General features: G+C 39.6%; 18 protein-coding genes. 12 read left to right on the forward strand and 6 right to left on the reverse strand.

Features of this window, described 5'->3' with window-relative positions; all coding sequences use genetic code 11:
* Positions 1-76 precede the first annotated feature (76 nt).
* Together F935_RS00965 and F935_RS00970 are read left to right on the forward strand one after the other, a co-directional pair.
* Positions 77-655 (forward strand): cob(I)yrinic acid a,c-diamide adenosyltransferase, encoded by a 579-nt coding sequence (locus F935_RS00965; protein WP_016137196.1) that lies wholly within the window; start codon positions 77-79, stop codon positions 653-655.
* Between the two features lie 74 nt (positions 656-729).
* Positions 730-1,443 carry a glycerophosphodiester phosphodiesterase gene (locus F935_RS00970; RefSeq protein WP_016137197.1) on the forward strand — a complete coding sequence of 238 codons (714 nt, stop codon included), beginning with the start codon at positions 730-732 and terminating at the stop codon, positions 1,441-1,443.
* A gap of 28 nt (positions 1,444-1,471) precedes the next feature.
* Here F935_RS00970 and F935_RS00975 read toward each other — a convergent pair whose 3' ends face one another.
* Positions 1,472-2,005, reverse strand: coding sequence for an META domain-containing protein (locus F935_RS00975; protein WP_016137198.1), 534 nt, complete (start codon positions 2,003-2,005; stop codon positions 1,472-1,474).
* A 208-nt stretch (positions 2,006-2,213) separates the two neighbouring features.
* On the opposite strand from F935_RS00975, the gene F935_RS00980 reads away from it, so the two are divergent.
* The 3 genes from F935_RS00980 (at position 2,214) to F935_RS00990 (ending at position 5,575) form a co-directional block, all read left to right on the forward strand.
* Positions 2,214-3,386: an acyl-CoA desaturase gene (locus F935_RS00980; protein WP_016137199.1), complete on the forward strand. Its 1,173-nt coding sequence runs from the start codon at positions 2,214-2,216 to the stop codon at positions 3,384-3,386.
* Between the two features lie 99 nt (positions 3,387-3,485).
* Positions 3,486-4,928, forward strand: coding sequence for a protein adenylyltransferase SelO (locus F935_RS00985; protein ID WP_016137200.1), 1,443 nt, complete (start codon positions 3,486-3,488; stop codon positions 4,926-4,928).
* A gap of 65 nt (positions 4,929-4,993) precedes the next feature.
* A complete protein-coding gene (locus F935_RS00990) occupies positions 4,994-5,575 on the forward strand; it encodes a L,D-transpeptidase family protein (protein ID WP_016137201.1) in 582 nt (193 codons plus the stop codon).
* A 71-nt stretch (positions 5,576-5,646) separates the two neighbouring features.
* Here the strand turns inward: F935_RS00990 and F935_RS00995 are convergent, their stop codons facing one another.
* A complete protein-coding gene (locus tag F935_RS00995) occupies positions 5,647-6,333 on the reverse strand; it encodes a response regulator (RefSeq protein ID WP_003655179.1) in 687 nt (228 codons plus the stop codon).
* Positions 6,334-6,354: 21 nt separating this feature from the next.
* On the reverse strand, positions 6,355-8,013 hold the full coding sequence (gene baeS / locus F935_RS01000) for a sensor histidine kinase efflux regulator BaeS (RefSeq protein ID WP_016137202.1): 1,659 nt from the start codon (positions 8,011-8,013) through the stop codon (positions 6,355-6,357).
* 132 nt (positions 8,014-8,145) lie between these two features.
* Here baeS and F935_RS01005 point away from each other — a divergent pair, with 132 nt between their 5' ends.
* The 4 genes from F935_RS01005 to F935_RS01020 all read left to right on the forward strand — a co-directional run bounded on the left by F935_RS01005 (position 8,146) and on the right by F935_RS01020 (position 13,169).
* Positions 8,146-8,523: a hypothetical protein gene (locus tag F935_RS01005; RefSeq protein WP_016137203.1), complete on the forward strand. Its 378-nt coding sequence runs from the start codon at positions 8,146-8,148 to the stop codon at positions 8,521-8,523.
* Between the two features lie 289 nt (positions 8,524-8,812).
* Complete coding sequence (locus F935_RS01010; protein WP_016137204.1) at positions 8,813-10,615, forward strand: acyl-CoA dehydrogenase C-terminal domain-containing protein; 1,803 nt, start codon at positions 8,813-8,815, stop codon at positions 10,613-10,615.
* Positions 10,616-10,782: 167 nt separating this feature from the next.
* On the forward strand, positions 10,783-12,564 hold the full coding sequence (locus tag F935_RS01015) for an acyl-CoA dehydrogenase C-terminal domain-containing protein (protein WP_016137205.1): 1,782 nt from the start codon (positions 10,783-10,785) through the stop codon (positions 12,562-12,564).
* 122 nt (positions 12,565-12,686) lie between these two features.
* Entirely contained in the window at positions 12,687-13,169 is a 483-nt protein-coding gene (locus F935_RS01020) for a phosphate-starvation-inducible protein PsiE (RefSeq protein WP_016137206.1), read from the forward strand.
* Between the two features lie 48 nt (positions 13,170-13,217).
* On the opposite strand, the gene F935_RS01025 is transcribed toward F935_RS01020, so the two are convergent.
* Positions 13,218-13,601: an RcnB family protein gene (locus F935_RS01025; protein WP_004789127.1), complete on the reverse strand. Its 384-nt coding sequence runs from the start codon at positions 13,599-13,601 to the stop codon at positions 13,218-13,220.
* Positions 13,602-13,765: 164 nt separating this feature from the next.
* Between F935_RS01025 and F935_RS01030 the strand changes: the two genes are divergently transcribed.
* The gene (locus F935_RS01030; RefSeq protein ID WP_004789125.1) at positions 13,766-14,212 is read left to right on the forward strand and encodes a hypothetical protein; all 447 of its coding nucleotides are present in this window, start codon (positions 13,766-13,768) and stop codon (positions 14,210-14,212) included.
* Positions 14,213-14,524: 312 nt separating this feature from the next.
* On the opposite strand, the gene F935_RS01035 is transcribed toward F935_RS01030, so the two are convergent.
* A complete protein-coding gene (locus F935_RS01035; protein WP_016137207.1) occupies positions 14,525-15,988 on the reverse strand; it encodes a phospholipase D family protein in 1,464 nt (487 codons plus the stop codon).
* 75 nt (positions 15,989-16,063) lie between these two features.
* Positions 16,064-18,115, reverse strand: coding sequence for a zinc piracy TonB-dependent receptor ZnuD (gene znuD / locus F935_RS01040; RefSeq protein WP_016137208.1), 2,052 nt, complete (start codon positions 18,113-18,115; stop codon positions 16,064-16,066).
* A 137-nt stretch (positions 18,116-18,252) separates the two neighbouring features.
* Here znuD and F935_RS01045 point away from each other — a divergent pair, with 137 nt between their 5' ends.
* Both F935_RS01045 and aspS read left to right on the forward strand, forming a co-directional pair.
* A complete protein-coding gene (locus tag F935_RS01045; protein WP_016137209.1) occupies positions 18,253-19,017 on the forward strand; it encodes a DUF4184 family protein in 765 nt (254 codons plus the stop codon).
* Between the two features lie 170 nt (positions 19,018-19,187).
* A complete protein-coding gene (aspS, locus tag F935_RS01050; RefSeq protein ID WP_016137210.1) occupies positions 19,188-20,972 on the forward strand; it encodes an aspartate--tRNA ligase in 1,785 nt (594 codons plus the stop codon).
* Positions 20,973-20,994 lie beyond the last annotated feature (22 nt).

Here is a 20,994-nt window from a genome sequence, read left to right on the forward strand (position 1 = left end):
AATATTTTCTTAACTCCAGTTTCGGGGTAATGTTCTGACCGACATTATCCCCTTTTTTATGTTCAGGATATCCATCATGGGACACCGTTTAAGCAAAATCTATACACGCACAGGCGACTCAGGCACAACAGGTTTAGGTGATGGCTCTCGTGTTGCCAAAGATGATTTACGAATTGCAGCACTTGGTGATGTCGATGAACTCAATGCCATTATTGGGGTACTTCGTGCTCAAATCACAGCTAGTCAAGTGGCCAACAAAGCGGATTGGGATAAAAGTCTGAGCCTTGTTCAACATTGGCTTTTTGATTTAGGTGGAGAGGTTTGTATTCCAAACTACAATTTACTTGAGCCTGTTTGTATTGAGTTTCTTGAAAAAGAAATTGACCGTATGAATGAAGACTTACCAATGCTTAAAGAGTTTATTTTACCGTCAGGCTCTTTAACTTGCAGTTATGCCCATCAAGCCCGTGCCGTTTGTCGCCGCGCAGAACGATCTCTACTGTCGGTACAAACACGTGATCAAAACATTCAAACCACAGCACTTCAACTTTTAAACCGCCTGTCTGACTGGTTGTTTGTTGCATCTCGTGCTTTACAACGTGCCGAAGATGGACAAGAAGTACTTTGGCAAAAAAATATTAATGAGATTATTTAAAAATAGATTAGATTAAACATGGTCTCTACTCTTTTGAAGAGACCATCATTAAAAATACTTGATAGAAGAAAATTATGCGCATTATTGGTCACCGTGGTGCACGCAAAGAAGCTCCTGAAAACACGTTAGGCGGTTTTCAGCACATAAAAAAATTAGGTATTCGTGGTGTCGAATTTGATATTCGTCAGCTTCAAGACCAAGAGTTAGTCGTAATTCATGATGACAATTTTTTACGTACAGCTGGAGTCGACCAAATTGTTGAGCAATCTAGTTTGGCTCAAGCGTTGTCATTTGATCATCGTCAAAACTGGCCTGACTGGCCAAGTTCAGAGCCAACACCAACACTCATAGGCGTTTTAAATTTACTTGATAATTTCGATCATATTGAAGTCGAAGTGAAAGCTGTAAGAGACATAGCTTTTGCAGAACGACTCGTTCAAAAGCTTGAGACTGAATTACAGGGTTTTGAAAAAGTTGTCACCATCACAAGTTTTGATCTTCAAATTTTAACTGCTTTACGTGAGATGAATTCTCAATTTAAACGAGGCTTATTGGTTGAGCTTCCAGTGGGCGCAATCGCAATTGAACTCGCTCATCAATATGGTTGCTGTCATATTGGCTGGCACGATCAACTCGCAACAGATGAAATGATTCAACTTTCACAACAGGCTGACTTAAATATTAGTGTCTGGACAGTCAATGAGGTAGAAAGAGCAAAAAGGCTCAGAGATTTAGATGTACAAGGGCTAATTACAGATATTCCAACCACAATGTTACAAGCTCTATAAATATAAAAAAAGGTGGTAAAACCACCTTTTATTTCTTTTGTGCCTGAATGAGGCGTTGCCCATTCTGATCGAGCAGATATAACGTATTACCTACTAACTGGAAGCGTTGAATACGTTGTAAAGCATCCACCAGCTCTGCTTCTTGAGCCAAAGCACCATCACAACTTAAATGCCCTGCATTAACCTGCATATCAAGTTTTTGCTGACTAAAATCAAATGTATAACGACCAAAAACTCCGTTACAGCCTGTATGGCCTGATACTGTTTTGATCGCAGAATTTAAAGAGAGAGTTGGCCACTGTGTAAAGAATTTTGCCTTATGGCCACTGATCTGAGTGATCTGCCAATCAATATCTTGAATACCATCAGAACTCACTCTCTTTTTCACCACAGGCGATTGAACATGATGAACTGTTTTTTTTGTTTGAACTTTTTTTGTATTTTGATCGGGTGCACTTTGACATGCGGCTAATACAAGACTGATTGTGACCAAAATACACTTCAATGATAATTTTCTTGCAATATCAATGCTGTTCTTTTTTTTCAATCGTTGTACGTTCATTAAACAACTTCTCCTACTTGAAAAACTCTGTGACATAGTTTAAATCTGTTACCGTTCTTTCAATACATCTGTACAATAATCTTAGTGAATCTCACTAAGCACGTGTTAATATGAAGGATAGAATAGCAATATATCTTGATGATTGGTTTTGCTATGTCGTTTTGTCTTTGTACCTTGTCTAACAAGGATTCTAGGAGCGCTGCCGGATATGACTTCCGCCCCACTCAAAGCCCCAATTAACTGGACCGCTAGCATTACCTTAATTGGTTTACCAATTCTTGCCGCAATAATAATCCCGATTTACGCGTATTATTATGATTTTAGTGTAAGCGCATGGGTAAGCTTATTTTTTCTTTTAGCTCTAAGTAGTATGGGGATTACTGCTGGTTATCACCGCCTGTGGGCTCACCGAGCTTACGAAGCGTCGTTACCGCTTAAAATTCTTTTAATGATCGGTGGAACGTTTGCCGTACAAAATAGTATTTTGTTCTGGGCATCTGGTCACCGTACTCACCATCGACATGTTGATCATGTGGATGAAGATCCGTATTCAATTGAGCGTGGTTTTTGGTATGCCCATATGGGTTGGATGATCCGGGATCATTCACCATCTGAGCCTGACTTTAAAAATGCACCTGACTTGCTCAATGATAAATTAGTTATGTTCCAGCATAAATACTACGGTTTACTCGTAGTTGCAGTTCATGTTGGAATTTTAGGCTTAATTGGTTGGGCAACTGGCGATTTATGGGGTGTAGTTCTCATAGGTGGTCTATTACGCTTAATCATTAGCCATCAAGTGACTTTCTTTATTAACTCACTTTGTCATATGTGGGGTAAACGTCCTTATACAGACGAAAACTCAGCACGTGATAATTTCTGGTTAGCTATCGCCACTTGGGGCGAGGGTTACCACAACTATCACCATATCTTCCAATACGATTATCGTAATGGTGTGAAATGGTGGCAATATGACCCAACAAAATGGTTGATTTGGTCTTGTTCTAAACTTGGTTTAGCTAAAAATTTACGTCGTATTCCAAGCTTTAATATTAAAAAAGCAGAACTAGCGATGAAGTTTAAATATGCCGAGCAAGATCTTGCTATTTATGGTCATGATGTAAATGCTGACATTAGTCAAATGAAACAACGTATTGCACAAGAATATGAAGCATTTACCCATACTTTAAATGATTGGGCAAAACTTAAAGAACAAGAGTTACAAGTGAAAAAAGCAGCAATGGCTGAAAAGATTCATAGAATGGATCACAAGCTTAAAGTTGATTTTCAATTGCTTGAACACCGTCTAAGTCATCACCGTGAATGCTTAGAAACACTCATGCGTAGTGTTAAAAAGAATACCAATATAGTGTCAGACTAAAATAAATTCTGATCTAAAATAGCTCTTTCGGGAGCTATTTTTATGCCTGCTTTTTAACTATGGTATAGTAAAATCCGCTCTCTCTATTTTGCCAAGCCCATGCAATTTAATCCGCTCTACCCTTCACTTCCTTCTAAATTATTTCATGTTCAGCAGCCATCACCTTTACGTGGTGCAAAAGCAGGCCATTTCAATGCCGCTTTGGCAGATGAGCTGCAATGGTCAGAAGACGAAAAAAATGCATGGGTTGAAATCTGTAGCGGACAGCGTACTTTCTCTGAATTCCCTTCTCTGGCGATGGTCTATGCTGGCCACCAATTCGGACAATGGGCAGGACAACTCGGTGATGGTCGTGGCTTACTGATTGCACAAATACTCAATACAAAAGGTCAAACCATAGATCTACATCTAAAAGGTGCAGGCCCGACGCCCTACTCAAGAATGGCAGATGGACGCGCGGTATTGCGTTCTGTTGTCCGCGAATATTTAGCTGGTCATGCTCTAAATGCTTTAGGTGTCGCGTCTAGTCACGCGGTAGGTTTTACGACCTCTACTCAAGGGGTGCAGCGCGAAAAACTAGAATTGGGAGCAATGCTGCTCAGAACATCTGAATGTCATATCCGTTTAGGACATTTTGAATGGATTAATCAATACGCTCCAGAATTGCTGCCAGAATTCACTCAAAAATGTATTGAATGGCATTATCCTGAGTGTCTAGAAACTGAGAACCCTATTTTATCTTTTGCAAAAAAGGTAATTGAGCGTACTGCAATCATGATTGCGAAATGGCAATTGGTTGGGTTTGCTCATGGCGTGATGAATACCGATAACTTAAATATTACAGGTTCAACACTCGATTTTGGTCCATATGGTTTTATGGAACGCTTCCGCCCGAACTGGATTAATAACCACTCAGATTATCAAGGTCGTTATACTTATCAAAACCAACCAAGTATAGGCCATTGGAATTTATGGACGTGGTTAAACAACTTGATTCCACTTGCTGAACCTGAACAAAAGGATCAGTTCAAAGAAGAGTTAGCGCGTTGCTTAGAACAATTTGAACCGACTTTTATTGAACATTACACAAATGGTTTATGTCAAAAAATGGGACTTCCCCATTTCCACAAAGACAGCCTTGATTGTAGTTTTGCGTTTTTAAGAATCTTACAAACCGAACAACTCGATTACACTCAGAGCTTTATCCGACTTCAAAATAAAGAATATAAAACTCTACGAGATGATTGCCTTGATATTCGACAGTTTGATGAGTTTCTTAGCCAATATCAAAGTATTCGTGAACATCAAGATACTGATGAACTTGATGCAAAGATGCAGGAAGCAAATCCGATTTATATTTTACGTAATCACATGGCTCAGCGTGCTATTGAAGCCGCGGAACGTGATGATTTTAGCGAAGTAGACCGTTTGTTTAAGCTGCTTAATCAGCCATACACAAGGCAACCAGAGCTCGAACAGCCACAAGATTTAGGTCCATTACCAAGTGATGTACCAGACGTAGCAGTCAGTTGTTCATCTTAATACTTTAAAGACTAAAACTCTCTTAAGTCACTTAAGAGAGTTGCTTAAACATCAAAGAATAATATATGAAAATTAAACCTATCATTATTTGTACACTTCTTATGATTCCACTCGGAATCACTTTTTATAATTATGAAAAATATTTACCAACTTTTACGCCAAGCCATCAAGCACTTTCAAATGAAGAGATCCTAGAAATAATCAAGACAAAGCCCGTCACCTCAATTGAAGTGGTTAAAAATCAACGCGTACTTCTGCTCAAGAGTAATCAGGAAGTAATTCGTCGTTATCCTATTCGTCTTGGCTTTAATCCCAAAGGACATAAACACTTTGAAAATGATGGAAAAACACCTGAGGGGATCTATTCTATAGATTGGCGCAATTCACAAAGTGCGTACTATAAATCTTTGCATATTTCCTACCCCGATATGAAAGATATTGCTTATGCAAAACAACATAATCAACCAACAGGTGGAGATATCATGATTCATGGATCCGTTCCAAAATCCTTTTTATCTATGCCTTTTAGCTCGACTTATATACCACATAAGGATTGGACATTAGGATGTATTGCGGTTAGAAATGCAGATATAGATGAGATTTGGCAATTCGTACCAAATCAAACGAAGATTACTATTTATCCATGAAATCTTTAAAACTATCCACATTTTCTGTGGATAACATTGTGGTTATCCACAGAATAACTTTCGCTAGTGTTTTACTCTTCAGGATATTCGAAGCGGTAACCTACACCATAAACAGCTTGAATCCATTCATGGCGGTTACCAGTTTCAGCCGCTTCACTAATTTTTCGACGCAAGTTTTTGATATGGCTGTCAATTACACGATCGGCAACGTCAAAACTATCTGGATTAATATGATCCAATAATTGTGCACGTGAATATACTTGCCCTACATGTTCTAAAAATAGCTCAAGTAAACGAAATTCGGTTGGCGTTAAGCTCAATGATTTTTGTTGATACCAAATTCTTTGCTGAGCTTTATCAATGCGAAAAGAATCATTTTGTTCAGGCTCTGCTTTACGCTCTAAACGGCGTAAAACTGCCTGTACGCGAGCAACCAACTCTTTTGGGCTAAACGGTTTACATACGTAATCATCAGCCCCCATGTTGAGACCTAATACACGGTCAATTTCTTCAGTACGAGCCGTCACCATAATAATCGGTAAATCTGACTGTTCACGAACTTTACGGCAAATGGTCAAACCATCCATTCGTGGAACCATTAAATCTAGAACCATTAAATTAGGTTTACGTTGCTGAAAACTCGCATAGGCATCTTGACCATCATGAAACATACTTACTTCAAAACCGGCAGCTTCAAGATAATCACGCACCAAATGCGCTAATTCGACTTCATCTTCAACCAACATCACATGTTTCATGAGATATTTTTCCTTTTATATTTAACTCTGCTTTTTAAAAGTGAGTACACAACGTAAACCACCTAACGGTGAATGTTCAAAACTGAGTGTACCACCAAGTGCTTGCGCAATTTTACAAGACAAAGCCAAACCAAGCCCTGTTCCACCTGTACTACGCGTACGCGAATCATCTACGCGATAGAAACGTTCACCTAAACGAGATAACTGCTCATCGTTTAAACCAAATGGACTGTCATCGACATACAGAGTCCACTCTTGCGGAGTTTGAGCCGTATGAATATGAATTTTGCCACCTGTTTCTGTGTAACGAATACTATTACTAATTAAATTAACAATAATCTGTTTAAACCGATCGCGGTCTAATAATAGCGGAGAACCTGTTCCTTCAACCTGAATTTCGAGACCAGCCTGCTCAAGTTTCGGTTTAAAGTTTTCAATCTCTTGTAATACCACTTCCCATGGATTTACAGAACTCAAATAGCACTTGAGTTGTTGTGCATCTGCCTGTGCCAAGTCTGCAAGATCTTGGGTCAATTTTTTCAGACTTGAGACCTGACGCATCATCGCATCTAAATGTTCAGGGGTTGCTTTTCGAATCCCGTCTTGCATCGCTTCAATTTGCGCTTGTAATACAGCCAGCGGCGTTTTTAACTCATGAGAAGTGTCTGCCACCCATTGACGTCGTGACTCTTCATGCTGATGTAAAATTTCTGCCAAATGGTTCAATTGAGTTGATAAATCACCCAACTCATCATTTCGTTTAATAATAACTTGATGTTGATAATTTCCTTTCGTTAATTCATTGGTTGCATTTAATAAACGCTGAATCGGTTTTTTAAAATAAGTCGCCATCAATAGCGCTGCAACTAAACTTGAAAGTAAGGTTAAAGCATAAATTAAGAGTAAATAGCGCTTTTGATTACTAAAGAAATTAATGCTCAAAGCGTCTTCTTTATCTAAAACGGGTTTCAAGCCTAAATATCCGACCACTTGATTATTTAAGATAATCGGGCGAAAAGACATCTGATCTGAAGAAGGCGGTTCACCAACAACAAACTGGTGCCGTGCATCATATAAAGACAAACGAGAACTCAAACCCAAACGGTCAGGCAAAGCAATAAAACGCTTCTTACCATTTTGAGTTTCAATATCTTTTAAGCTCCCTTTCTTAGACTTATTTTTATCATCACTTGGGCGAAACTGGTTTGCACTCAAGGGGAATCTTAACCCTTCAAAGGGTTGATATTGAGAGGGTAAATTTTTCTCAAGTGTTCTAAGTTCTTCATCACTAAAAATAGTATTTTTATTTGTCGGCGTAACTTGAGGTGAAATATTAATGAGAGCATGTTCATCGAAAGAATGCTGTTGTATCGCAATGTCATATTGACGACGAAGCCACCACTGTGAGAGACGATCATAGTCGTCAGGAGCTGCGGTTCCTTCGATTTGTAAAATCTGCGCCTGAATTGCATTTCCCCAATCATGGTACACCGTATAGACATCGCCCAGATTGGTAATGAGTCGATCAAGCTTCTGCATTTCAACGTCGGCCACATATTTGGCAAAGTTCTTTTGCATTGTCCAGTGCAAAACACTCAAGCTTGCAGTCGCAATAAGCAATGTAGTGAGCAAGACTGTCAAAAACAACCGTAATGCAATGGGAACACGTAGAACGTTCAAAAGCACTCTCTCATTTTTACCCTATATTTGGCATTGTAACCAACAACGAAAAGAAAAACTCTCCATTGTTTCTACATCTTTATTATCTAATCTTTAAGCCATGAGTAAACACAACATTAAAAGGCTTTAAATATGAAAATGACGGCAAAAATTGCATTATTCAGTGCGGCAATTGTAACAATGGGAAGTTTAGCGGCGTGTCAAACAACGACTCAACCACCTAAACCAGAGCGTGGCATGATGCAAGATGGCACACGTGAAGGCCATCACCGTATGAAACATCGTGAGTTCACACCAGAGCAAAAAGCAGCATGGGAACAACACCGTGCAGAACGTCAAGCTCGCTTTGAACAAATCCAAAAAGCATGTGATGGCAAGGTCAATGGGCAGAATATAAATGTTCAACTTGGCGACAAAACAATTGAAGGTACTTGTAGCCTTCGTTTTGAACCAAAACGCCCTCAACCACCAGTTAACGCCCCTGCTCCTGCATCAGCTCAAGCAAAATAATTCTAAAAATCATAAAACAAAAGGCGCCTAGGGGCGCCTTTTGTTTATACATAACTATTTACGATTTTGACTATTTGTATCATATAAACATAACCAAAAGTGTTTACACTCAAAGCACTTAGCTAGTTTAAGCATTTTTTTCTTGACTTTGCAGTCACAAAGTAAAGGTCCCGAGGTGCTTGTGCAGTTATGCAAGTTGTTGCACGATGTAATAGTCCAAGGTGCCTCATGGCACATTCTCATAGATTAAGATTATAACTCTGGTTTCACCAGTATTGAGGAACCCGATATGCCACAATACAAAGCGCCCTTACGTGATATGCAATTCGTTTTGCATGAATTATTAAATGCTGAAGAACACTATGCAAAATTACCTGATTTCCAAGGTAACGTAAGCCGTGAATTGGTTGATCAATATTTAGAAGCTGCGGCAGACTTTTGTGAAAATGAACTTTCTCCTTTAAACCAAGTTGGTGACCGCGAAGGTTGTACTTGGAATGATGGTGTAGTTACCACGCCAACAGGCTTTAAAGAAGCTTATCAAAAATATATTGAACTTGGCTTTCCGTCTTTATCAGCAGAAGAACAATACGGTGGTCAGGCTTTACCTAACTCTTTAGGTATTGCAATTTCTGAAATGGTTGGTACAGCAAACTGGTCTTGGGGTATGTACCCTGGCTTGTCTCACGGAGCTGTACGTACATTAGAACATCATGGTTCTGATGAACAAAAAAATACTTATTTACCAAACCTTGTTTCAGGTGTTTGGACAGGTACGATGTGCTTAACTGAATCTCATGCAGGTTCGGACTTAGGTATTATCCGCTCTAAAGCAGAACCAAATGCTGATGGTAGCTATGCAATTTCTGGCGAGAAAATCTTTATCTCTGCTGGTGAACATGACATGGCTGAGAACATCATCCATATCGTTCTTGCTCGTTTACCCGGTGCACCAAAAGGTACCAAAGGTATCTCATTATTCATCGTTCCTAAATTCCATGTAAATGCAGATGGAACTGTGGGCGAGCGTAATGCAGTCCGTTGTGGTTCTATCGAACACAAAATGGGTATTCATGGTAACGCGACTTGTGTCATTAACTTTGACCAAGCTAAAGGTTACTTAATCGGACCTGAAAACCGTGGTTTGAACTGTATGTTCACCTTCATGAATACAGCACGTATTGGTACTGCTGTTCAAGGTTTAGCAGCATCTGAATCATCTTTCCAAGGTGCGTTAACTTACGCAAAAGAACGTTTAGCAATGCGTTCACTTTCTGGTCCTAAAGCTCCAGAAAAAGATGCAGATCCAATTATTGTTCACCCTGCTGTTCGTAACATGCTTTTAACTCAAAAAGCATTTGCTGAAGGTGGTCGTGCACTTGTTTACTTACTTGCTCAATATGCTGACATCGTTGAAAAAGGCGAAACAGAAGAAGAGCGTAAGTTTGCTGACAACATCTTGTCTTTATTGACTCCAATTGCAAAAGCATTCTTAACTGAAACAGGTTCTGAGTCTGCTAAGCATGGTGTTCAAGTGTTCGGTGGTCATGGCTTTATTTCTGAGCATGGCATGGAGCAAATCGTACGTGATACACGTATTGCATGCTTGTATGAAGGTACAACTGAAATTCAGGCACTTGATTTGTTAGGTCGTAAAGTATTGCAAACTCAAGGTGCAATGCTGAAAGACTTTACCAAAATGGTTCACAAATTTGTTGAAGCAAATAAAGACAACGCTGCCATGAAAGAATTTGTTGAGCCGCTTGCAGCTCTTAACAAAGAATGGGGCGATCTCACCATGCAAATTGGTATGCGTGCAATGCAAAACCCGGATGAAGTAGGTGCTGCTGCTGTAGATTACCTCTACTTCTCAGGTTACATTACTTTAGCGTACCTATGGGCTCGTATGGCACTTGTTGCACAAGAGAAATTAGCAGAAGGTACGACCGATGTTAATTTCTACAACGCAAAAGTAACCACTGCTCGCTTCTATTTCAAAAAAATCTTGCCACGCGTTCGCTCACATGTTGATGTGATTGCTGGTGGTGTAGATCCATTAATGTCATTAGATGCTGAACATTTCGCTTTCTAACCATAGTTAGTTGCGATATGCAATGTTAAAAAACAAAAAAGGACTGCTCAGTTTTGACGGTCCTTTTTTTATAAAATCAATGATAAATTTACACTTTAAATTCCATATCCATTTCGTTTTACAGGATATCTAGCACAGGCCAATGTGCACAAAAAAGGTGAACGATTATGCCAATTTACAATGCTCCTTTAGCTGATATGAAATTCATCTTAAATGATGTATTTAAAGCAGAACAATTTTGGCAGTCTAATGAGAAACTCGCTCATGTAGATGCTGCAACAGCTGAAGCAATTTTAGAAGAAATGGCTAAATTTGCTCAGAACGTGACTCATCCATTAAACCGTACTGGTGATGAAGAAGGCGCTCGCTATGAAAACGGCGAGGTATTCACACCAGCTGGTTTTAAAGATGCATTCCGTCAATATGCAGAAGGTGGTTGGATTGGCTTAGGTGCCGATGAAGAATGGGGCGGTCAAGGCATGCCAAAAATGCTCACCGTTCTTTCTGATGAAATGTTATTTGCAACTAACCCTTCATTTATGCTCTACCCGCTTCTTTCTGTGGGTGCAGGCATGGCTTTAAGCAGCTATGCATCTCAAGAACAAAAAGAAACTTACTTACCAAAGATTTACTCAGGTGAATGGTCGGGCACGATGTGTTTGACTGAACCACATGCAGGTACTGATTTAGGTATTATTAAAACCAAAGCAGAACCTAATGAAGATGGTACTTATAACATTACAGGTACTAAAATCTTTATTACTGGCGGTGACAACGATTTAGCAGAAAACATCATTCATTTGGTACTTGCTAAAACTCCAGATGCCCCTGCGGGTTCACGCGGTATTTCGTTGTTCATCGTACCAAAGTATTTGGTGAATGAAGATGGTTCATTAGGTGAACGCAACCTCGTTGGCCCAGGTTCGATCGAACATAAAATGGGGATTAAAGCATCTGCAACTTGTGTGATGAACTTTGATGCAGCAAAAGGTTACCTCGTTGGTAAAGAAAACGAAGGTCTTGCTGCCATGTTTGTCATGATGAACTACGAACGTTTATCAATGGGTATCCAAGGTTTAGGCGCATCTGAATTTGCTTATCAAAATGCAGCGCAATATGCGACTGACCGTTTACAAGGTCGTAGTGCAGCTGGTGTTCAATCACCAAATAAACCTGCTGACAGCATTTTAGTCCATGGTGATGTTCGTCGTATGTTGTTAAACGTACGTGCAAACAATGAAGCATCACGTGCTTTTGCAGTCTATGTTGGCCAACAGCTCGATATCACTAAATTCTCAACTGATGCCGAAGCTGTGAAAAAAGCCAATAATCGCGTTGCGCTTTTAACACCAATTGCTAAAGCTTACCTCACAGATACCGCATTCCAAGCAACTTTAGATGCTCAGATGGTATTTGGTGGTCACGGTTATATTCGTGAATGGGGCATGGAACAATGTATTCGTGATCTTCGTATTGCTCAAATCTACGAAGGAACGAACGGCGTTCAGTCTCAAGATTTAATTGGTCGTAAAACCATTAAATGTGGCGGTGCGTTCATTGCTGAATACATCACTGAAATTCGTGACTTTGCAAATGACTTAGACACCGATTTGAACTTCATTAAAGATGCAACTTTAGATGCTGCAACTGAAATAGAAGCAATCACCCAGTTTATTATTGAACAAGCTGCTGAAAACGTAGACTTCCCGAATGCTGCTGCTGTTGATTATCTACATGCAGTTGGTTTACTCAGCTTCGCTTATATGTTTGCGAAAATTGCGGCGGCAGCAAAAGATAAGTCTGGTGATTTCTACCAAAACAAACTTGCTTTAGCTCAATACTTTGCTGATCGTATCTTGCCGGATATTGATGCACGTATTGCTAAAATTAAAGCGGGTTCTGACTTAATTATGGGCTTCAGTGAAGACTACTTTACGAACCAAGCTTAATTAAATTCTTTATGAAAAAGCGTCTGAATATTCAGGCGTTTTTTTATTTTGTATTTACTATTTCCATTAGCATGAAATTTGTTTAATTTCTAAACATTAAGAAACAAACAAAAGATCTTACTATGCCTGATCCTAAAAAATACGAGCGAATACTTGACCGTTTTGGTCATTACGCCGTAGAAGTCTTCCACTATTTAGCCCTGTTTATTATTGGATGTATGGTGGCTTGGTCCGCAGCCAATACTGTTTTTGAAATTTTAACCGTCAAAAAGTATGCTTCAATTGATGATATTTTATTATTATTTATATACTTAGAACTTGGGGCGATGGTTGGAATTTACTTTAAAACTAACCATATGCCTGTACGCTTTCTTATTTATGTTGCGATTACGGCCTTAACGCGCCTACTCATTTCAGATATTCAACATGACCATAAAGCTGATATGGACCAAGTCATTATTACCGGCTCAATTCTTATTTTAGCTTTGTCTATTTTGGTGGTTCGTTTTGCATCTTGGAATTATCCTTCAGTGATGAAAGAGAAACATGCAAAAACATCAACAACGTTAAAGCCTCCTCAACCTCAAGATGATGAGTTAGCATAAAAAAATGGCCTCAATATTGAGGCCATTTATATATTCTAGATTTCAAAATTAACGAACACGATAAATTTGATGTTTTGAATCTACGAGTAAATATTGGTTCGGTGTTTTCACCCAACGGTATCCACGTGGCGGCTCATACAAACGATGCGATCTCCAGTCTGAAACATAATAGCGACTATTGCGGTATTCTGCTGGAACACGATCGCCACGCTTAAATGCTACATATCGACCATAGTGCTTACCGCGATCGGCATTTGACCACTGTGGAGCGCGATGATCATTTCTGTAGTCATGACGGCGGTCATCACGATGCTCATATCGATCATAGTTTTTACCATGATTATTGTCCCAACGATGACTTGTATCGGCCATCGCAGTAGCTGACATACCCAACATTAATGTTGAAAGTACAAGAACGATTGGCTTTTTCATGGACTATTTCCTTTTATCTTGATCTGAAGCTAGATTAAAAGAGAGTCAAGGAGAAACCATGAATAAAACAGCTTTGATTGATATTGTTTGTAATGACTATAAAGAAAATATGAAGAATCTGTATCTGTGCTACCATTACCATTTTTCAAACTAGGTCAATTGCTGTGTCTGAAATCAGTTTTGAACGTCTTCATCAATTTTTTTGCAAAGTTCCAACCGTACAAGAAGCCCGTATCATGGCTCATGGAGCAGATGGCGAACATGCTTGGTGGTTTAAGTTCAGCATTGATGTAGAACATCCGCTAGCATGGCAAACAGTTCAAGAATTAGGACATGTTTTAAACTATCTCTCGACGAATGAACGTCTACCGACTTTATTCTTCCCTGTTTCTCCACCGCCTTACATGAACGGTGAAGCGAAAGACTTTTTATCGTGGATTATTCAGTGTAACCATCCTGAATTTAACCCAGATGTGGTCTGTGACTGGCTTGAGGCACGTTTACCAAATCCTGTGGATGATGAGTCGCAGTGGAAAATTAAGACTGATTTGAGTGAGTTGGAAAAGTTAGATGATAAGACTTTGGATCAGTTGATTCCGCCAGCACCTTAAAATATTCAAAGTTTTATTCTCTTTTTTAATTAGCACGACGGAGTCTTACCGCTTTAAGTTCTAGTTGTAGTAGCCAATTCGTTACTTTGGTTTCGCCCAAAGTAACCAAAAGCATTTGTCATCCACAAAACCTGAGGTACGAATAGCAAAGATTAATAATCTTTGCCGTACCGCAAGGCGAAAGCTATGCTTGAGTTTGAACTACGCACTTTGTTTGTCTTGCGCTCGAAGCAAACGATGTTTGCTTTCCCTCGCTCAGGTTGTGGATGACTCTAGGCACAAGCCATTTTTGGAAAACTCCAAAGATGGTCATTAGAAAGTAGACAATCCTGACCATTCCATAAAACGATAAATCCAATACTTCACTTTAGACTCATCTGCATACTTCGCGTAATCCACGCTCATCTGTCTACCTTGTAAGTTTGACCAAGAAGTATTGAAGTAATCTTGAGCATCTTTAAAAACTTGATCTTGAACTTTACCCATAACCAACATATCTGTTTCAAGGTTATAATTTTTTAAATTACGGGCTGTAAAATTAGCAGATCCCACAATTAACTCAGCGTGTTGGGCGTTATATTTCAAAATCATTTTGCTATGGTTCTGCTCACCATGTGTGTCACACCAACGGATTGGAATGCCCGTAGCATGTAACTCTGAAGCAACTTGTCGATTAGGAATACCATTCTTTTGTCGGCCAAATGCATCTTTATTTGGATCAAGTAGAACTCGGACAATAACCCCTCTCTCTTGAGCACTTTTTAGAGCCTGAATAATCTTGCGTTCAGACAAATAGAACATACTTAAATCAAGATGCTCTTTAGGCTTAGCTGAATTAATCAATTTCAATACAGATTGATAAATGGCCCCTTCAGTTAACACCTGAACTTGAGGTTTAGTTACGTCTTTTTCGAAGTCACCTAAAATGAGCGATGGAGAACTACTACCTGACATTCGCGCAACCGCGGCTTCAGTTTGTAGAACATCCGCTGCTGTCGCTCCTGTTACTACTAATGCAACATTTGAGTGTCTAGAACTACCATCATGGGGATTTGCTGAAGTCACCAGTGACTTCCAACCAGCATCAGTATCGACAACTACAGTTTTACGGTGATTTGCCTTAAAGTTAAATAAGTTCAAATAACTGCGCAGTGTAATTTTTTCATCACCGAATGGATTTGGTAACCAGCCTTTCTCAGGGTTATTTCCCACATTCTGACAGCAGATATACCATAAGCCTGACCAGAACGGATTAGAAGCACGTAAAGGGCCTAAATTGGTTTCAACTACCTCAACACCTGCTTGACGTAACTGGCGGTAATGTTCAGGGCTTAAACCACCATATACCGAGTTAATCGGATCAGTAATTAATACAATCTGGATTAGGCGATTTTGTCTTTTTTTACTGACTAATGCATCGGTTAACTCTTGCATTAATGGTCTTTGTTTCAGTTTTGAGTCACCTACTTCTGAATTAAACAAGAACATATCCACCACAACCGTGGTCTTTGCCTCATCAATCATTTTCAAAATTTCATCAAAGATATGCTGATCAACCTGTTGTTGCCCTTTTGCATCAAGGTAGGTTTTATCTGCTAAAAATTTAACATCGGCATGTCTAAGCTTGCCACTAAAGTTAATCCCTTGCGGCAATGGTTTTACTGTGTGGTAAATTGCTGATGCAAGATATGCAATAGCAACAACGCAAAGTAATATCGCCATATAACGACGCCCTGACCAATTTATTTTTTGATGAATTCGTTGAAAAATACGCATAAAAAAGACCTAACTTGATGCTTTCAAATTAGGTCTTTTGGATTGATTTTTCAAGTTTAGTTTCGTGTTAAAGCCTTAAAAACTAAAATCAACACCTACTGTAAAATTGCGTCCAACTTGTGGAATATTTGATAGGAACGATGCATGTTGATAAACCGTGTCATCTAACAAATTATTCGCTTTCATATAAACACGATAATCTGTTTTTGCACCATATTGCCCAGAATATGCCACTCCAAGATTGAGCATGTTATAGCCTTCAGTGTCAGTCTCGTAAGCTGCGATCTTATCTTGGTTAAAGACATGATAATACTCAGCAGAACCACTAAAACCATCACCAAAATCTGCATCGACTTTAGTACCTAAACGTCCTGCTGGAATACGCGGAGCATTACCTTCTGCATCAATTTTACCGCGTACATAGTCACCAAAAGCACTGATCTTGTACATTGGGGTAATTTGATAACCAATTTCACCCTCTGCACCATAGAAGCGTGCTTTATCTTGAGTGTATTGAACTAAACGGAAGTCTTTATAACGGTCAAGGGTTTGTGCATAGATGTAGTCATCAAACCAGTTATGGTAAACATGAAGATGGTAATCAAGTTTGTCATTATCAAAATGCAAACCTAACTCAACATTATTCGATTTTTCCTTACTGAGTTGATCATTTCCTAACTCATAAGTATTTGTCGCAAAGTGCCCACCATTTGCATATAACTCTTGAGCTAAAGGTAAACGTTCCTGATGTGAAGCGACAAAAGAAAGTTTGTAGTTCGGTGCAAACTCCCAATTCGCAGCACCTGCATAAGAAAATGCAGAGCCATCAAAATCTTGTTTAGAGTTATCGTCTACATCAACTTCTTGCTGATCTGCACGTGCAGAAAGCTCAAAGTGTACGTCTTTCCATTGCTTATGTTCTAAAGCAAATACGCTCCACTTTTTAGTAGTAGTCGGTGCCATAAATGCTTCTTCGCCAGTTAAATTCAGTTTTTGCTGTCCTAACTGTGCACCGATCACCCCTTCCCAACTTGCAATTGGGTTATGTACTAACTCAACACGTCCGTCATAGCCTTTGTTTTGGAATCGGGTTGCAATTGCTCCCTCTTCAATTTCATCATGTTGATAGTCGGTATAGCTCGCTTGTGCACGTAACTTTTGGAAGCCTGCAAACGGATCATTTAACTCAGTTTTAAAATCATAACGCTCAGATTTTAAGTCAATCCATGGACCGCCATGTTCGTGATCATGAGCTTCTTCATCACTATGACCTGCATGGTCATGATCTCCACAATGCAAGCTCAGATCATCTACATGGCAGGTTTCGTATTCATGACTATGCCCCGGTAAACCATATTGATCGCGACGGTTGCTATAAGAAATACCCGTATAACCACGGTCATAAATCCAAGACAACCCGACGTTAACTGAATCACCCTGAGCAAAAGTATTGTCTACACGGCGCTCTTTTTCACCTTCATGAATGTAATTTGGCGCAATGTAGTTATTCGCATCACGTGTTAACCCCTCAACACGTAAAGCAACTTGGCTACCCAAGCCAACAGTTACTCCAGCGCTCGCCAGTTTTTCATCACTTCCAGTGTTGTAACGTAAGCCAACTTGTCCTTCATAACCATTTTCAGGCATTTGCGTAGGGATCTTGTTATCAATAACGTTGACTAAACCACCTACAGTTCCAGCACCAAACAGTAAAGTTGAAGGGCCTCGAATCACTTCGACTTGCTTCGCAAGCACAGGATCTACAGTTACCGCATGGTCAGGAGACAAGGTCGAAACATCAATATTTTCTGATGAATTTTGAAGTACTTTAACGCGTGGCCCATCTTGTCCACGAATCACTGGACGACTCGAACCAGCCCCAAACTGATTAGCATAAATTCCTACTTCACTACTCAGCGCATCCCCAATGGTGGCGGCACCTTGCGATAAATGCTTTTGATCAACAACAGTATCTGCAACTGCAAAATCTTGTGAAGTTTGCTCAAGTGGATGAGCCTTAATTCGAATAGTTTCTAACTTTTCAACATTTTCACTTTCTGCTGCAAACGAAGGAACGGATATGACAGCTAAAATGGATATGGTCAAAATATTTTTATAAAACTGCATTGGATGTGTCCCGGATCACGATATGTTTTATTTTTGTTATACTATAACATTTCATTTGTTTTGCAATAAAAAACATTTTTAATTAGATGATTCGTTAGACTGGTCAACTAAATGATGTGAGTAATTTTTGATTTCTAATGCCTTTTACCATCTCTCATGCCGTTATAGCTCCTCCTCTCTCCAAGCTTAGCCAAAACACTTTACCGATTGCTGCGTTAGCCATTGGGAGTATGACACCCGATCTTTACCGCTTATTTACAGTTCAGTCCAGCATGCTGACGCACCAATGGAAAGGTCTGATTTATCCCAACCTTGCATTAGGCCTCGTCTTTTGTGCAGTTTGGTATTTTCTTTATCGTCCAGTGGTGTACCGTTTTTTTGGTGTGCAACATGATCTTGGCCTCAGCTCTTTAAAACGTATTTTTATATTTTTTATTGGCGTTATATTTGCACTCATTGTCGGTATAACAACTCATCTAATTTGGGATGGTTTAACACATTCAGACTTTCGAACGTTTGTATTTAAAGATGTATTAGCTACAACTATTCATTTTTTTGGTCATCCTTACCCCTTGCATCGTCTTTTACAGCTTGGCTCGTCTGCTCTTGCTCTACCTTTTCTCGGTTGGATGAGTATTCACTATTACCAGCGCTACAAACAACACTGGAAAGTAAGTAAAAAAATTAAATTTTTTGCATGGTCTCTATTTATTCTATCTACAGTCTTAGGCTTATTTTCACTTTGGGATTATGCCCGCTACATACCTCATGAAGTTTGGCATGCTGATACCTATTATTTTACGGGCCGTTCTATCAACGAGTTTATGCAAGGTTGGTTAAGTACCTTTAGCTTAGGATGCTTATTATTCTTGTTTTTAGATCGACAACAAAGAATGGGATGAATCAGAAAAGTTGCTGCCAAATTGCTCATTTTCAGCTTAATTTCCGCGGTTTTTTGATCTAGTTCTTGTGGCAAACCAAGCAACAAGGCATAATCGAAAACTTATTTTTTTGACGGTGCGCGGTTTACGCATCCGTCTTTTCAGCCAATATAGTTTGGATATTTTTCATCATGATGCGAACTCATTACTGTGGCTCTTTAACTGAAGCCCAAATCGACCAAACCGTTACACTATGCGGTTGGGTACATCGTCGCCGTGACCATGGCGGTGTTATTTTCCTTGATATGCGTGACCGTGATGGCCTCGTTCAAGTGGTTATTGACCCAGATACTCCAGAAGCATTTGCAACTGCAGATAAAGCACGTTCTGAATATGTATTAAAAATTACAGGTCGTGTTCGTCGCCGTTATGAAGGCACTGAAAATGCCAACATGGTGAGTGGTCAAATTGAAGTTTTGGGTAAAGACATCGAAGTTCTTGCCGCTTCAGAAACACCTCCATTCCCGTTAAATGATGAAAATACCAATATTTCTGAAGAAATTCGTTTGAAATATCGTTTCTTAGATATTCGTCGTCCTGAAATGTTGGATCGTTTACGCTTCCGTTCTAAATTGACCAATCTTATTCGTAACTATTTCGAAGATAATGGTTTCTTAGACGTTGAAACACCTATTTTGACACGTGCAACTCCTGAAGGTGCGCGTGACTACTTAGTACCAAGTCGTGTACAAAATGGTAGTTTCTATGCACTTCCACAATCACCACAATTATTCAAACAATTGTTGATGGTGGGTGGTATTGATCGTTACTACCAAATCGCGAAATGTTTCCGCGACGAAGATTTACGTGCTGATCGTCAACCAGAATTTACTCAAATCGACGTTGAAACATCGTTCATGAGTGACGATGACATTATGGACTTAATGGAAGTCCTGACTGTGAAGATGTTCGATGAACTTCTTGGTGTTAAATTCGATAAATTCCAACGTATGACTTACGCAGATGCAATGCGTGACTATGCATCAGACAAACCTGATATGCGTATCCCGTTGAAACTCATTGACGTTGCAGACTTAATGCAAGAAGTAGAGTTCAAAGTATTTGCGGGTCCTGCAAAAGATCCTAAAGGCCGTATTGTTGCCTTACGCGTTCCGGGTGCAGCAGCATTGCCACGTAGTGCAATCGATGAATACACTAAATTCGTTGGCATCTATGGTGCAAAAGGTTTGGCTTACATCAAAGTTAATGAACTCGCTAAAGGAATTGAAGGTCTTCAATCTCCAATCGTGAAATTCATTGAACCGATCGTACTTGAACTGTTGGCACGTGTTGGTGCGCAAGATGGCGATATCGTATTCTTTGGTGCTGATAAAGCTAAAGTTGTAAATGATGCAATGGGCGCGCTTCGTGTGAAGATTGGCCATGATTTGAATCTTTCAACTTGTGAGTGGGCTCCACTTTGGGTTGTTGACTTCCCAATGTTTGAAGAAACTGACGATGGCAAATGGACTTCTGTTCACCATCCATTCACTCTACCAAAATCAAGTGTAGAAGAAGTGAAGAGCAATCCAGGTGAAGCACTTTCTGTTGCTTACGACATGGTATTGAACGGTACTGAAGTTGGTGGTGGTTCTCTACGTATTTATACATTAGAAATGCAAAAAGCGATTTTTGAAGCGCTTGGTATTTCTGATGAAGAAGCAGAAGAGAAATTCAGCTTCTTATTAAATGCGCTTCGTTACGGTGCTCCTCCTCACGGTGGTTTGGCATTTGGTCTTGACCGTTTAGTGATGTTAATGACTGGCGCGACTTCTATTCGTGACGTTATTGCATTCCCTAAAACTAAGACTGCTGAATGTCCACTTACTCAAGCACCTGCTCCTGTTGAAGCAAATCAGCTTCGTGACTTGGGCATCCGCTTACGTGAAAAGCCAAAAGCTGAAGAATCTAAATAATTTTTAGATTCTCAAATTAAAA

It is taken from the genome of Acinetobacter calcoaceticus ANC 3811, assembly GCF_000399665.1.
GTDB lineage: Bacteria > Pseudomonadota > Gammaproteobacteria > Pseudomonadales > Moraxellaceae > Acinetobacter > Acinetobacter calcoaceticus_B.